Raw genomic sequence first — 13714 nt, 5'->3', positions numbered from 1 at the left:
TGGACGCCCGCGGCGGGGGCGCCGGAGAGGGCGTCGGGGAACTTCGAGCCGGTGGCGACGTAGGCGACGGGGACGCCCGGCAGGAAGGTCTCGGCGCTGATGGCCGCGGAGGCGGCGTACCGGTCCGACCCTGAGAGCCGCAGCACCGCGGGCTCGCTGGACTCGCTGGGCTCGCTGTGACCGACCGGAACGGAGCCGAGCGGGTAGGCCCCCTCGATGTCCCGACTCGTGTTCGCGAGCCGCATCGGCGGGAGGTAGCCCTCGGGGTCCACGACCTCGAGCGCGGCCGTGTAGCTGCCCTCGGGCAGCTCCGGAGCCGTGAGCGTCTGGGAGAACGTGGAGGACCCGGGGAGCCGGGTCCGCAAGTCCAGCGAGAGCGGAAGGGTCGCGACCCGCCCACCCGAGGAGTCGCGCAGGACGAGGCGGGTCGTCCACCGCTCGTAGGTCGGAGCGGTGCCGGCGTTGGACAGGGTGAGGCTCGCCGTGAAGGGCTTGCCCGGTGCGATGCCCGAGAAGGTCGCCTGCGTCACCGCGTAGCGGTACCCGCTCGCCTTGGTCGCCCGCTGGTAGGCCGACTTCTGGGCGGAGGTCATCGCGTCGTAGGTGAGCCGCAGGTTCCCGCTCGAGATCGTCGAGACGTGGAACTTCGACACCTGGTCCTCGGCGATCGTGGGGTCGCCGCCGGTGCACCACTCGGTGAAGAACGGACGGGTCTTCCACAGGTCGAGGAACGCGGTCGTCGGGATCTGCATGTCCTTCTGGCCGAGGCAGTCGCTGCGAAGCCCGAGGTTCGAGTACGCCGACACGGCGCTCCCGGTGATGTCGGGGCGCTTGGTCCACATCGGCACCGCGCTGAGAAGCACGTGCTTCTCGGGGAAGGCGGACGCGACCGCGCCGATGAGCCGCATCGCGTTGGACGCGGTGATGTCGGTGCCGGCGGGCATCCACTCGCCGTACTTGCCGAAGCCGCCGACGTCGACGTAGCCGAGCCGGGGGTCGTCCGCGTACCGGCGGCCGAGCTCCGCCATGAGGTCCTCCCACGCGGAGAGGAAGGTCTCGCTGTTCCAGTCGGGGATCTCGGTCCCGGGCTGGCGCGGGAGGAAGGACGGGGTCACCCGCGGCCAGTCCGCGGTGTTGCGCTTCTCCATCCAGCAGCCGGGGCAGTAGGCCATGACGCGGAAGCCGAACTTGCCCGAGGTCGAGGCCGCGTTGGCGAGCCCGGTCTCGAGGTGGCGGAAGTCGTACTGACCCCGCTGGGGCTCGATCCGGCCCCAGTACACCTGATCGCGGTAGTACGCGTCGGTCGTCGGCCAGTCGCCCGGCTGCGAGTTCTGGCCCATCCAGCGGTACTGGCCGCGCATCGGGTTCGCGATCTCGGCCGCGGACAGTGACACGACGCCGGGGCGCAGGGTGGTCTGGGTCGTCGCGGCGGAGGCGCCGGCGGGGCCGACCGCTGCGACGAGCGCGGGCGTCAACAGACTGGCGGCAGCGGTCAGTGCGGCGGCGCGGAGCCATCGTGCAGGGGTGCGCATCGGTCCCTCCCAGGACGTCGATCTCATGCCCGCGCAGTCGTGGCGACCGCGTGTACGAGCCTCTGTCTCACCGGATCCGCTGCGTGAGCACCCCTGCGTCCACTAGCGGATCAGGGCAACTCTAGGGACGCGACACGCCGGGCGCAGACGAAGCGGGCATCCCGGCCGAACGGCCGATGGGGGCCTGGGCCACTCGGCGTCCGGTGCAATGACTGGGCAGATTGTCCGGTTCCGCGCCGCTACTGCTGGTGAATCTGTGCGCTCGTTGCACACCCGACACGCCAACGGTTCCGCATCGCGGCCCGGAGTGGTTCCGTGGTGCGATCGGGCCCACGAGGCCATGGCCACTCACGAGGAGGTGAGCGCGGTGTTCGAGGAGGGACAGCTCTACTCGGCCGTGACGACCGACTCCGACGGATCGGTGCAGGTGCACCTGTCGGACAACCACCCCGGACTCCACGACGCGGCGTACCGCGCCCGGCGGGCCGAGATCGCCGGAGTCGCGCTGGCGCACCGCCCGGGGGAGCCGGTGCCGACCGTCGACTACACCGAGGACGAGCACGCCATCTGGCGCACCGTCTGGGCCGAGCTGACGCCGAAGCACGAGCAGTACGCGCACTCGGAGTTCCTCGCCGGCAAGGCCGCCCTCGGTCTGCCCACCGACCACGTGCCCCAGCTCGTGGAGGTCACCGAGCGCCTCCACCCGCTGACCGGGTGGACGTACACCTGCGCCCCGGGCCTGGTGCCGCTGCGCGACTTCTACGGCGACCTCGGCCGCCGGACGTTCCACTCCACGCAGTACCTGCGCCACGGCAGCCGGCCGTTGTACACCCCGGAGCCCGACATCATCCACGAGGTCGTGGGCCACGGGAACCAGCTCGCGAGCCCGCGGTTCGCGGCGATCACCGAGGCCGCCGGACAGGCGAGCCTGCGCCTGGAGACCGACGACGCGGTGAAGTTCGTCGCCGACGTCTTCTGGTTCTCGATGGAGTTCGGAGTGATGGCCGAGGCGGGCGAGCTCAAGGCGTACGGCGCCGGGATCCTCAGCAGCTACGGCGAGATGGACGAGTTCCGGTCGATGGAGATCCGGCCCCTCGACCTGCACGACATGGGGACGCTCAACTACGACATCACGTCCTACCAGCCGATCCTCTTCCGCGCCGAGAGCGTGGAGCACCTCGAGGACGTCGTCGGCGACTTCTTCGCCACGGTGGACGACGACCTCGCGGCGCGGCTGCGCGCGCAGAGGGTCGGGGTCTAGCAGGTCACCCGGGCAGGACGACGGGCGGCGGTCGCAGGGGAGACCGCCGCCCGTCGTCGGTGCCGGGGGCGTCAGCCGACGCCGACCGTCGCGAAGCCGTACCCGCCGTCCGCGCGCCGCCCGCCGTTGGCGAGGTACATGTCGCGCAGGTAGCCGGCGTTGTCGGCGACCGCGAAGGAGGCCGTGTACGTGCCGGGCTTGAGGGTCGTGGGCACCGTGACGTACTTCGTGTAGGTCTTGGTGCCGGGGAGGTGGCTCTTGAGCGTGATCCCCATACCCTGGGTCCACACCCGCCGACCGGACGAGTCGGTGAGTCGCAGCTGCACGCTCCAGGAGTCGTACGTGGGGGCGACGCCGGTGTTCTTGATCGTCATCTTCACCGGGATCCTCGTGCCGCGCTTGAGCGCGCCGAGGCTCACCGCCGACACGTGGTACCGGTACCCCGAGGACCGCACCGCGGAGACGTAGGCGGAGCGCTGCGTCGAGGTCATGTTGTCGTACGTGAGCCGCATGTTCGCGCTGGAGGTCGTCGCCAGGTGGAACTTCTTCACCTGGTCCCGGCCGGCGACGGGGTCGCCGGTCGTGGCCCACTCGGTGAAGAAGGGCCGGGTCTTCCACACCGACTGGAGGCGGGTGTCGACGGCGGCCATCGAGTTCATGTTCCGGGCACCGAGGCTGTCGGTGCGCAGCCCCATGCGGGGGTTCGTCGCGAGCGCCTTCAGGGTGAAGTCGACCGGCGTCATCGTGTTGATGAGGACGTGCTTGGTCGGGAACGCCTTGTTGACGGCGGCGATCAGCCGCAGGCCGTTGGCGTCGGTGATCCGGGTCTGGCCCTTGTCGACCCACCACTCGCCGTACTTGCCGTAGCCACCGACGTCGACGTAACCGAGCCGCGGGTCCTTGCCGTACCGGCGACCGAGCTCTGCCATCAGCGCCTCCCACGACGAGAGGAACTGCTCGCTGTTCCAGTCCGGGATGTCGGTCCCCGGCTGGCGGGGCACGAAGGAGGGGGTGACCCGCGGCCAGTCGGCCGTGTTGCGCTTGTCCATCCAGCATCCGGGGCAGTACGCCATGACCCGGAACCCGAACTTTGACTTCGCGGCTCCGGCCCGGTTGAGGCCGTCCTCGATCCAGCGGAAGTCGTACTGGCCGCGGGAGGGCTCGATGCGGCCCCAGTAGACCTGGTCGCGGTAGTACACGTCGGGGCTGGGGTACGACGACGGCTGGGAGCCGTAGCCCATCCACTTGTACTGACCGCGCAACGCGTTGGGCAGGTCGGTGCTCGGCACGACGTAGGTCTTGGTGACGCTCACGGCCTTGGGCGCGGTCGTGGCGGCCTCGGCTGACCGGGCGGCGACGACACCGCCGCAGGCGGTGCTCAGGGCGACGGCGAGCGCGATCGATCGGCGGGGGGTGCGCATCGGATTCCTCTCCGGGTGGAAACCCCGGAGCGACACCGCGTCGCCCCGGACCGTCCTGGCACCCCCTGCAGGCGCGATCCGGCTTGTCAAGGGTGACACGCCGATGCGGGCGAATACGCTCGAATGCGATTTCTTTACCAGTTCATGACCACTGGTTGGCATTGGTCAAGAAACGCGACAATGCAGGACCGAGCGGGATCCCGGCCCTTCCATGGCCCGGATCCCGCTCGGTCGGTGTGGAGATGTGCTGGTGAGCCGCCGGGGTCACCAGTGGTGGGCGACGTCGACCACGAGCCGGCTCCGACCCGTCGCGGTGTCGTCCAGCGTGAAGACGCGGAACGGCAGCCGGGCGCGCACGCCCAGGCCCAGCGTCGTGTAGCCCTCGAACGAGCCCGCCCACTTCACCTGCCGGAACGTCGAGTAGCCCGCGACCGAGGGCATGCGCGGCACGCTCGTCGCGCCCTTCTTGACCACGACCGCCAGGCGCGCGCCGCCGGCGACCGGCACCGGGTGGCCCGACCCGTCCTGGGTGACCGTCGAGACGTACCGGACGTTGTAGCCCGGGGCCCGGCCCGTCATGTCGACGACGAGGCGGTCGTAGCAGGCGTGCCGCCCCGAGCGGACGCCGGTGACCCGGCCGGTGGCCAGGGGGGCCGAGGTCTTCGCCAGCGAGCCCCAGGTGACCGCGCAGGAGTGGGCGCTCGCCGGCGTCGCCGCGAGCGTGGCCGGAGCCGCACCGAGCGCGATGGCCGCGGCGAGCACGGCCGCGGCGCGGCGTCGCCGCGCGGGAGCCGGTGGGCGGGGGATGGGCTGGTGCGTGGTCATGGTGGTCTCCTTCGGTGCTGCGTCTCCTTCGAGGAGGGTCGGTGGTCGGCCCTGATACAAGGACGCCTGACGGCCACCGGGGGTTGACCGGCGGGCGGCGACCCGGCGACGGCATGATGGGCCCCGTGCGTGCACTGAGGAAGGTCTCCGCCGGTCCCGGGCTCGAGCTCGTCGACATCCCCGAACCGCGGTGCGGACCCAAGGACGTCAAGGTGCGGGTGCTGCGGACCGGTCTCTGCGGCACCGACCTCCACCTGGAGCAGTGGGACGACTGGGCCGCGGCCACCGTCCGGGCCCCGCTCACCCTCGGTCACGAGTTCTTCGGCGAGGTCGTCGAGGTCGGCGCCGACGTCGACCACGTCGTCGTCGGCGACCGCGTCTCCGGCGAAGGGCACGTCGTGTGCGGCACCTGCCGCAACTGCCGCGCCGGCCGCCGCCACCTGTGCATCCACACGATCGGCATCGGGGTCAACCGCGACGGGGCCTTCGCCGACCTGGTCGTCATCCCCGCGACGAACGCCTGGGTGCAGCCGCGCGACCTCGACCCCGACCTCGGTGCGGTCTTCGACCCCTTGGGCAACGCGGTGCACACGGCGCTGCAGTGGCCCGTCGTCGGCGAGGACGTCGTCGTGACCGGGGCCGGACCGATCGGCGTCATGGCGACGGCCGTGGTGCGGCACGCGGGTGCGCGGCGCATCGCCGTCACCGACCTGTCGCCCGAGCGGCTCGCGCTCGCGGCCGCCGCGGGCGCGGACCACGTCGTCGACGTCAGCCGCGGCGAGACCCTCGCCGACGCCCAGCAGGCCCTGGGCATGGTCGAGGGCTTCGACATCGGGCTCGAGATGTCGGGGTCGCCGGCGGCGGTCGAGGACCTCCTGGCGAACATGAACCACGGGGGGCGGGTGGCGCTGCTCGGGCTGCCGACGGACCGCTACGCCATCGACTGGGGCCGGGTGATCACCCACATGATCACGCTGCGCGGCATCTACGGCCGCGAGATGTTCGAGACCTGGTACCTCATGGGCTCGATGCTCGCCACCTCGGACCGGCTGCGCGAGGCCGTGTCGTCGGTCATCACCGGCCGCTACCCGGCCGAGCAGTGGCAGCAGGCCTTCGCCGAGACCCGCTCGGGTCGCGGCGGCAAGGTGGTCCTGGACTGGTCGTGACCCGAGCGGGCCTAGGCTGACGGGCGATTCCACCCACGAGGAGGCGACGTGTACGGCGCAGTCAAGGACCAGCTCGCAGCGACCCTGCAGGAGATCGAGGACGCCGGGCTCTACAAGCGCGAGCGTGAGATCACCACCCCGCAGTCGGCGCACGTCGGGACGACGTCAGGGGAGTCGCTGAACTTCTGCGCCAACAACTATCTCGGGCTGGCCGACCACCCCGACGTCGTCGGCGCCTCCAAGGCCGCGCTCGACACGTGGGGCTTCGGGATGGCGTCGGTCCGCTTCATCTGCGGCACCCAGACCCAGCACACCGCACTCGAGCAGCGGCTCTCGGACTTCCTCGGGACGGAGGCGACGATCCTCTACTCCTCGTGCTTCGACGCCAACGGTGGTGTGTTCGAGGTGCTCTTCGGGGCCGAGGACGCGATCGTCTCGGACGAGCTCAACCACGCCTCGATCATCGACGGTATCCGGCTCAGCAAGGCCGCCCGGTACCGCTACAAGAACGCCGACATGGCGGACCTGCGGGCCCAGCTCTCGGCGGCGCGCGAGGCCGGGGCTCGGCGCGTCTGCATCGTCACCGACGGGGTCTTCTCGATGGACGGCTCCTACGCCCCACTCGACGAGATCTGCGACCTCGCCGACGAGTTCGAGGCGATGGTCCTCGTCGACGACAGCCACGCCGTGGGCTTCGTCGGCGACGGCGGGCGCGGCACCCCGGAGATGTTCGGCGTCATGGACCGGATCGACATCCTCACCGGGACCCTCGGCAAGGCCCTCGGCGGGGCGTCGGGCGGCTACGTCGCGAGCCACCGCGAGGTCGTAGACCTCCTGCGCCAGCGGTCCCGGCCCTACCTGTTCTCGAACTCGGTCGCGCCGGCCGTCGTCGCGGGGTCGCTCGCCGCCCTCGACCTCGTGGAGGCGTCCGCCGAGCCCCGCGAGGCCCTGCGGCGGAACGCGGCCCTGTTCCGCGAGCTCATGGAGGAGGCCGGCTTCGACCTCCTGCCGGGGTCCCACCCCATCGTCCCGGTGATGTTCCCGGGCGAGGACGGCGCCCGCCAGGCCACCGGGATCGCCGACCACATGCTCGAGCACGGCGTGTACGTCATCGCGTTCAGCTACCCCGTCGTGCCGAAGGGGAAGGCGCGGATCCGGGTCCAGCTGTCGGCCGCGCACTCCGAGCAGGACGTGCGCCGCTGCGTCGAGGCGTTCACCGCCGCCAGGGACGCCGTCGCCTGACCCCGGGCGGGGCCCGTCGGTCAGTCGCGCAGCCGCGAGCGGGCGAGTGCCACCCGCTCGGGCGTGTGCAGCCGGACGAGGATCCGCGTCGTCGACGCCGGGATCCGGCCCGGTGTCGCGAGCGACACGACGACGGCGGAGGTGATGGCCAGGGGGACCGCCCACAGCGCGGGGTTGGCCAGCAGCGCCCCGGCCCAGCCGTCGAGGTCCCCACGCGCCATCGTGACCCCGAGTGACGCGACCGTCGCCACGCCCCCGACGAGCAGCCCCGTCATGGCGCCCGGGACCGACAGCCGGGGCCACCAGACCCCCAGGATGATGAGCGGCGCGAAGGTCGCCGCTGCGACGGCGAACGCCAGGCCCACCGTCGTCGCGAGGCCCATGGGCTCGATCGCACGGCTCAGGAGGTAGGGCAGCACGACCGCGAGGACCGCCGCGTACCGGAACCCCCGGATCCCGGGGGCGTCCCCGCCGCTGAGGCGCGAGAAGCGTGGGCGCAGCACCTCCTGGTCGATGACGCCGGTCACCGACATCGCGAGCCCCGACGCCGTGGACAGGAACGCCGCGAACGCCCCGCCGGCGAGCATCGCGGTCATGACCTCGCCGCCGAGACCGCCCGCGAGCTCGCCGGGGATGCGCAGCACGATGGAGTCGCTGCGGACCCCGTCCGGCAGCTCGTGGTACACGACCCGACCGAGGGCCGCGTACACCGGGGGCAGGAGGTAGAACACCCCCAGGAGGGCGATGACGGTGACGGTGGTGCGCCGGGCCCCGACCCCGTCGGGGTTGGTGTAGTAGCGGACGAGGACGTGCGGCAGGCCCATCGTCCCCAGACACAGCGCGAGCACCACCGAGACGGTCCGGTACACCGGGTGGTCGTCCGGACCGGAGCGGCTCAGGAGGGCGTGCCAGTCCGGCGGCACGACCGGGGCGGGGTGCCCGGCCCGGAACCACAGGAACAGCAGGGCGAAGGCCGGCACGGCGAGCGCGGTGAGCTTGATCCAGTACTGGACCGCCTGCACGAACGTGATGGACCGCATGCCGCCGGCCCCGACCGCCGCAGCGATGACGACCATGACGACGAAACCGCCCACCCAGGGTGGGGCGCCCGTGACGAGGGTCAGGGTGAGCCCGGCGCCCTGGAACTGCGGCACGAGGTAGAGCCAGCCGATGGCGACGACGAGCACCGAGGACACGAGCCGCACCGCGCGAGAGCCCAGCCGGGCTTCCGCGAAGTCGGGCAGGGTGTAGGCGCCCGAGCGGCGCATCGGGGCCGCCACCATGACGAGGAGGACGAGGTAGCCGAGGGTGTACCCGACGGGCAGCCAGAGCATGTCGATGCCGGCGCCGTAGACGAGCCCGGCGACCCCGAGGAAGCTCGCCGCCGACAGGTACTCCCCGCCGATGGCCGAGGCGTTGAGCCGCGGTGAGACGGTGCGCCCGGCGACGTAGAAGTCGCTCGTCCGACGGGACAGCCGGAGCCCGAGCCCGCCGACGACGAGGGTCGTCAGGCAGACCGCGACGACCGCGGCGAGCGAGAGCGGGCTGCTCACGGGGCCTCGACGACGTCGGCGAAGTCCGCCTCGAGGCGTTCGCTCTGCCGGGCGTACCACCGCGCGAGGACCCACGCGGCCGGGTACACCGCGACTCCGAGGACCAGCCACGGGAACGGCACCCCGAACACCGTGGTCCCCTGGGTGGCGGGCACGAGCGCCAGCGTGACGGGCAGGGCTGCGAGGCCGACGACGGTCAGGGCGAGGACGGCGAGCGAGAGGCGCAGCTGGGCGCGCATGAGCCCGCGCAGGTAGACGTCGCCGAGCACCGTCTGCTCGTCGAGATCACGCGCGGGCGGGCGGGGCCCGACGGGCACGGCCCCGCGACGCGAGCTCGTCACGCGCACCCGGGGCGGCGGCTCCTGGGGGGTGCTCATCCGTTCAGTCCCCGCCGGTGCCGCGGTCCCCGAGCGGCCGGCGGAGCAGGGTGTCCCGGAGCTGCTTGGTGTGCCGCCGGCTCACCTGGAGCTCGACCTCGTCGACGAGGACGGAGCACCGCCCGTGGTCCATCCGCACCTCGCGCACGTGGGCGAGCGCGATGAGCGTGGAGCGGTGGATGCGGACGAACCCGACCTCGCCCCACTTCTCCTCGAGCGCGGACAGGGGGATGCGGACCAGGTGCGACCCGGTGTCGGTGTGGAGGCGGGCGTAGTCGCCGTGCGCCTGGGCGAACCGGATCTGGCTCCGGGAGATGAACCGCGTCACGCCGCCCAGCTCGACCGGGATCGTCTCGTCCTCGACCTGCGGTGGGCCCGACGTCCCGTCCTCGCTGCGGGCGCGGGCGCGCTCACGCTGGTCGACGACCCGGCGGACGGCCTCGGCCAGGCGGTCGCCGCGCACCGGCTTCATGACGTAGTCGGTGACGGCGAGGGCGAACGCGTCGACCGCATGCCGCTCGTGGGCCGTGACGAACACGATCTGGGGGCGGACGGCGAACCGCGAGATGACCCGGGCCAGCGCCATCCCGTCGAGCCCCGGCATCGAGATGTCGCTGAAGACGACGTCGATGTCGCGAGTGTCGAGGAGGCGCAGGGCGTCGGTGCCGCTGGCGGCCGTGAGGACCTCGGCGACGCGCGGGTCGCGCTCGAGGAGGTACCCGAGCTCCGACAGCGCAGGCGCCTCGTCGTCGACGACGAGGGCCACGAGCCCGGCGGTGGACATGTCCGGAGCCTACGGCCGATGCTCAGTCCTGGGTGTGGACCCCGGGTGCGAACTTGGGCACCCGGAAGCTCACCCTGGTCCCCGCCCCCGGGGCCGTGTCGACGGTGAGCCCGAACTCGTCGCCGTACACCTGTCGCAGCCGGGCATCGACGTTCCCGAGTCCCACCGAGTCGTGGGCGTGCGCGCCGTCGAGGATCGTGCGGATGCGCTCGGGCTCGCTGCCGACGCCGTCGTCCTCGATCGCGATCTCCGCCGCCGAGCCGAGGTCGGTCGCGGTGATGGAGACGTGCCCGATCCCCTCCTTGCTCGCCAGCCCGTGCCGGACCGCGTTCTCGACGAGGGGCTGGACCGCCAGGTACGGGAGCGTGACGGGCAGGACCTCGGGAGCGACGAGCAGGGAGACCCGGAGGCGGTCGCCGAAGCGCGCCTGCTCCAGGACGAGGTAGCGCTCGACGTTGCGCAGCTCCTCCGCCAGCGTCGTGAACGTGCCCCCCGTGCGCAGCGCGTACCGCGTGAAGTCGGCGAAGTCCAGGAGGAGCTCACGCGCCCGGTCGGGGTCGGTCCGCACGAACGACGCGATGGCCGCGAGGCTGTTGTAGATGAAGTGCGGGCTGATCTGGGCCCGCAGGGCGCGCAGCTCGGCCTCCATGACGCGGTTGCGGGTCCGGGCGAGCTCGGCGAGGGCGAGCTGGCTGCTCACCCAGGCGGCGACCTCCTCGGTGGCCCGGGTCAGCCCGGGCGAGGGGCGGTCGGTCCACGCCGTGAGCGTCCCGACGACGAGGTCGTCGGTCGCCAGGGGAGCGGTGACGGCGCCGCGGATCGGGCACTCGAGGTCCTCGCACGCCACAGCGTCCCCGCGGTGGGCGACGGTGCGGCCCGTCCCGAGGGTCTGCTCACCGAGCGGGACGGCCAGGTCACGGTGGTGGTCGCCCCGGCCGGTCCAGGACAGGACGCTGCCGGGGCCGGCGATCGAGACCGCCTGCGCGCCGAGGATGGACAACAGGTGGCGTCCGGCCCGCTCGGCGGCCTCCGGGGACAGGCCGTCGCCGAGGTGCCGGGCGGCCAGCGACGCGGTGTGCAGGGTCGCGTACGTCGCCCGGTCGGTGTCGGAGATGAAGCCCCGGCGCCGGCTGCGCTGCAGGAGCGCGACCCCGAGCCACAGCAGCAGCACCGTCCCCCCGACGAGCACCGCCGTCGGCCAGTGGATGCCCGTCATGCGCCACACCCTAGGCTCACCCGGCACCGCGCGGGAGGGCCCGGTCGCTGCTGGCTAGGCTGCCCGGATGCCCTCCGAGTCCGCCGCCAGTCCCGCGGTCGAGGCCGTCGCCCGGCTCGCCGAGCTGCCGGGCATCCCCGAGCAGGTGGAGGCCGCCCGCGAGGCGTGCACCCGCCTCCGGTGGCACGCCGCACTGCGCCGCCGCACGGCCGAGGCCGCCGCGGAGTCCCGGGTCCGGGGCGCGGTCGCCAGCGCCGAGCTCGAAGGGGCGTCACTGCCCGTCGACGTCGTCCGCGACATCGTCCGGGGAGCCGTCACGTGGTCGCCGGACCCCGACCCGGTCGAGCAGGTCGTGCGTGGCGTCGTCGGTGCCACTGCCGAGAGCGAGCGGGTGCGCTCCGTCGTGCTCTCGGCGCCGCTGCAGGCCCTCGCGAGGCTGCACACGGTCGCGGCCGCCGGGCTCGTGCCCGACGACGCCCTGGGACGGCCGAGGACCGCCGGCGAGGGGTGCTCCGAGCTCGCCGACCTCGGGCCGGCGCCCGAGGCCACGGTTGCCGCCTCCCGGCTGCGGGGAGTCGCCGAGATCCTCCTCGCCGCCCCCCGGGTGCCCGTCGTCGTGGCGGCGGCGGTCGTCCACGCCGAGCTCGCCACCGTGCGCCCGTTCGTCCGCGGCAACGCCGTCGTCGCCCGGGCCCTGGACCGCGCCCTCGTGCAGGCGTCCGGGCTCGACCCGACCGGGGTCGCGGTCGTCGAAGCAGGCCACGGGGCGCAGGGCATCGCCCCGTACGTCGGCGCGCTCGCGGCCTACGGGCGGGGTGACGCCGCCGGGGTGGGGCTGTGGGTCTCGCACTGCTGCACCGCGATCCAGGCGGCCGCCGACGAGGGCGCGAAGGTCGCCGACGCGGTCCTCGCCGGACGGCTGTGAATCCGCATGCACCGATCGCTGGTCGGCGGTGTCCGGCGGGTGTAGAAACGAACCCTCGGGAGTTCTTCTCCCGGGGCACGATCTACCGCAGGACGACGGGACACCCACGCGCGGGCAGTCCACTGATGGACCGGTCGTGGCGGGCTTGACCCGCTCCGACGGCTCAGGAGCACGCCTGGTCGCCCGAAGCCTGCGGCGGCACGAGGCCCTCGCCACGAGGCGAGGGCCTCGTGGCGTCCCCTGTTGCCAGGGTCCGGAGGCCCACCATGTCCCAGTCGCCGCCTGCCGACGCGCTGAGCGAGGCCTGAGGACGACCTAGACAACGGAGTGGCGGGCTTGCGCAGAGTGGCACCGATGGGACACGATTGTCCTACTCGCTCCCCCTAGGGGTTGAGCGGATGGCGGACCGGCTTCTCCCCCCCGGAGCTCGGCTCGCCGACGGCCCCGGTTGTCCCCCCGACCGGGGCCGTCCTATGTCCGCTTCCAGGCGGCCCTCTCGGCGCCCCGAGTCGCGGGGACCCCGCCCCCGACCGGGGCCGTCCTATGTCCGCTTCCAGGTCCGGCTCCGGATGCGTTGTCCACAGGGGGTGTCGCAGCACTCCGGCGTCCACAGATCGCCCGCACCCCCCTGCCGTCCCGGCCGTGCCGCGGGGACCCTCGATGCATGTCCTCCCTGCCAGCCGTCATCGCCGTCGTCGCCGCCTCGGGCGGGCTGGGCGCGAGCACGCTGGCGGTCGCCGTGGGCCGACGCCTCGCGGCCATCGGCCCGCCGAGCGTCGTCGTCGACCTGGACCTCACCGGCGGTGGCCTCGACGTCACGGCGGGGGTCGAGCACCTTCCCGGTCAGCGGTGGCCGGCGTTCGCCGGCGTGCAAGGGCCCGTGCCCACCGAGTCGCTGCTCGCCTCGCTGCCGCGCGAGGACGGGTGCGGCATCCTCTCGGCGGGCGGCCCGGGCCCGCGGGCGGTCCCGGCCTCGGCGGTGTCCGACGTGCTCGCCGCCCTGGTCGCCGGCAGCGAGGGCCCGGTGGTGCTCGACGTCCCCCGTCGCTCGCCCCACCTCCCGGCGGCGGTGGCGTCGGCTCACCTGGTCCTCGTGCTCGTGGGCCTGCGCACCCGCGCGCTCGCCGACGCCGACGCCTGTGTCGAGGCCGTGGTCGACCTCGTCGACGGGTCCACCGACCTGCGGGCCGTCACCCGCGGGCCGCGCCCCACCGCGGCCCTCCTCGACGACGTCGAGGCCCATCTCGGCGTCGCCCACCTGCACCATCTCGAGGACGACCCCGCCGTCGTCCGCACCGCCGAGCGCGGTCTCTGGCCCGGCGTCGCCCGCGACGCGGTCCGGCGGGCCGCCGATGCCGCCCTGTCCGCGCTTCCCGGCAGCGGTGGCCACGTCGGGCGCGCGTCGTGACGGC

Annotated in this window: 12 protein-coding genes; 5 read left to right on the top strand and 7 right to left on the bottom strand. The window is 73.1% G+C overall.

What is annotated here, in order from left to right:
• Positions 1-1532, bottom strand: a 1532-nt coding sequence (locus Q0963_RS13405) for a DUF4832 domain-containing protein (RefSeq protein ID WP_299446752.1), incomplete at its 3' end; no start/stop codon positions are given.
• Positions 1533-1872: 340 nt separating this feature from the next.
• Between Q0963_RS13405 and Q0963_RS13400 the strand changes: the two genes are divergently transcribed.
• Positions 1873-2793, top strand: a complete 921-nt coding sequence (locus Q0963_RS13400) for a phenylalanine 4-monooxygenase (RefSeq protein ID WP_299446749.1) — start codon at positions 1873-1875, stop codon at positions 2791-2793.
• A gap of 71 nt (positions 2794-2864) precedes the next feature.
• On the opposite strand, the gene Q0963_RS13395 is transcribed toward Q0963_RS13400, so the two are convergent.
• On the bottom strand, positions 2865-4214 hold the full coding sequence (locus Q0963_RS13395) for a DUF4832 domain-containing protein (protein ID WP_299446746.1): 1350 nt from the start codon (positions 4212-4214) through the stop codon (positions 2865-2867).
• 264 nt (positions 4215-4478) lie between these two features.
• A complete protein-coding gene (locus Q0963_RS13390; RefSeq protein WP_299446743.1) occupies positions 4479-5039 on the bottom strand; it encodes a hypothetical protein in 561 nt (186 codons plus the stop codon).
• A 125-nt stretch (positions 5040-5164) separates the two neighbouring features.
• Here Q0963_RS13390 and tdh point away from each other — a divergent pair, with 125 nt between their 5' ends.
• Together tdh and Q0963_RS13380 are read left to right on the top strand one after the other, a co-directional pair.
• On the top strand, positions 5165-6205 hold the full coding sequence (gene tdh, locus Q0963_RS13385; protein ID WP_299446740.1) for an L-threonine 3-dehydrogenase: 1041 nt from the start codon (positions 5165-5167) through the stop codon (positions 6203-6205).
• A gap of 48 nt (positions 6206-6253) precedes the next feature.
• Complete coding sequence (locus Q0963_RS13380; RefSeq protein ID WP_299446737.1) at positions 6254-7447, top strand: glycine C-acetyltransferase; 1194 nt, start codon at positions 6254-6256, stop codon at positions 7445-7447.
• 20 nt (positions 7448-7467) lie between these two features.
• On the opposite strand, the gene Q0963_RS13375 is transcribed toward Q0963_RS13380, so the two are convergent.
• The 4 genes from Q0963_RS13375 to Q0963_RS13360 are packed head-to-tail and all read right to left on the bottom strand — an operon-like array spanning position 7468 to position 11377.
• Complete coding sequence (locus tag Q0963_RS13375) at positions 7468-9000, bottom strand: cation acetate symporter (protein WP_299446734.1); 1533 nt, start codon at positions 8998-9000, stop codon at positions 7468-7470.
• Entirely contained in the window at positions 8997-9377 is a 381-nt protein-coding gene (locus Q0963_RS13370; RefSeq protein WP_299446732.1) for a hypothetical protein, read from the bottom strand. The genes Q0963_RS13375 and Q0963_RS13370 overlap by 4 nt, the downstream gene beginning before the upstream one ends.
• Positions 9378-9381: 4 nt before the next feature.
• Positions 9382-10161, bottom strand: coding sequence for a LytTR family DNA-binding domain-containing protein (locus tag Q0963_RS13365; protein WP_299446729.1), 780 nt, complete (start codon positions 10159-10161; stop codon positions 9382-9384).
• A gap of 22 nt (positions 10162-10183) precedes the next feature.
• Positions 10184-11377: a sensor histidine kinase gene (locus Q0963_RS13360; protein ID WP_299446726.1), complete on the bottom strand. Its 1194-nt coding sequence runs from the start codon at positions 11375-11377 to the stop codon at positions 10184-10186.
• A 67-nt stretch (positions 11378-11444) separates the two neighbouring features.
• On the opposite strand from Q0963_RS13360, the gene Q0963_RS13355 reads away from it, so the two are divergent.
• Both Q0963_RS13355 and Q0963_RS13350 read left to right on the top strand, forming a co-directional pair.
• Positions 11445-12302 (top strand): hypothetical protein, encoded by an 858-nt coding sequence (locus Q0963_RS13355; protein WP_299446723.1) that lies wholly within the window; start codon positions 11445-11447, stop codon positions 12300-12302.
• A 664-nt stretch (positions 12303-12966) separates the two neighbouring features.
• On the top strand, positions 12967-13710 hold the full coding sequence (locus tag Q0963_RS13350) for a hypothetical protein (RefSeq protein ID WP_299446721.1): 744 nt from the start codon (positions 12967-12969) through the stop codon (positions 13708-13710).
• Positions 13711-13714: the final 4 nt, after the last annotated feature.

The organism is uncultured Phycicoccus sp., from assembly GCF_947495705.1.
Taxonomy (GTDB): Bacteria; Actinomycetota; Actinomycetes; order Actinomycetales; family Dermatophilaceae; genus Phycicoccus.
The sequence above is the reverse complement of the archived record's forward strand: the minus strand, read 5'-3'. Positions and strand labels throughout refer to the sequence as shown.

What these genes read in the sequence shown, in the direction of transcription:
- Q0963_RS13395 (WP_299446746.1), bottom strand. Translation starts at nt 4,214, where the DNA reads ATGCGCACCCCCCGCCGATCGATCGCGCTCGCCGTCGCCCTGAGCACC.
- Q0963_RS13365 (WP_299446729.1), bottom strand. Translation starts at nt 10,161, where the DNA reads ATGTCCACCGCCGGGCTCGTGGCCCTCGTCGTCGACGACGAGGCGCCT.
- Q0963_RS13350 (WP_299446721.1), top strand. Translation starts at nt 12,967, where the DNA reads ATGTCCTCCCTGCCAGCCGTCATCGCCGTCGTCGCCGCCTCGGGCGGG.
- Q0963_RS13390 (WP_299446743.1), bottom strand. Translation starts at nt 5,039, where the DNA reads ATGACCACGCACCAGCCCATCCCCCGCCCACCGGCTCCCGCGCGGCGA.
- Q0963_RS13355 (WP_299446723.1), top strand. Translation starts at nt 11,445, where the DNA reads ATGCCCTCCGAGTCCGCCGCCAGTCCCGCGGTCGAGGCCGTCGCCCGG.
- Q0963_RS13370 (WP_299446732.1), bottom strand. Translation starts at nt 9,377, where the DNA reads ATGAGCACCCCCCAGGAGCCGCCGCCCCGGGTGCGCGTGACGAGCTCG.
- Q0963_RS13360 (WP_299446726.1), bottom strand. Translation starts at nt 11,377, where the DNA reads ATGACGGGCATCCACTGGCCGACGGCGGTGCTCGTCGGGGGGACGGTG.
- Q0963_RS13400 (WP_299446749.1), top strand. Translation starts at nt 1,873, where the DNA reads ATGGCCACTCACGAGGAGGTGAGCGCGGTGTTCGAGGAGGGACAGCTC.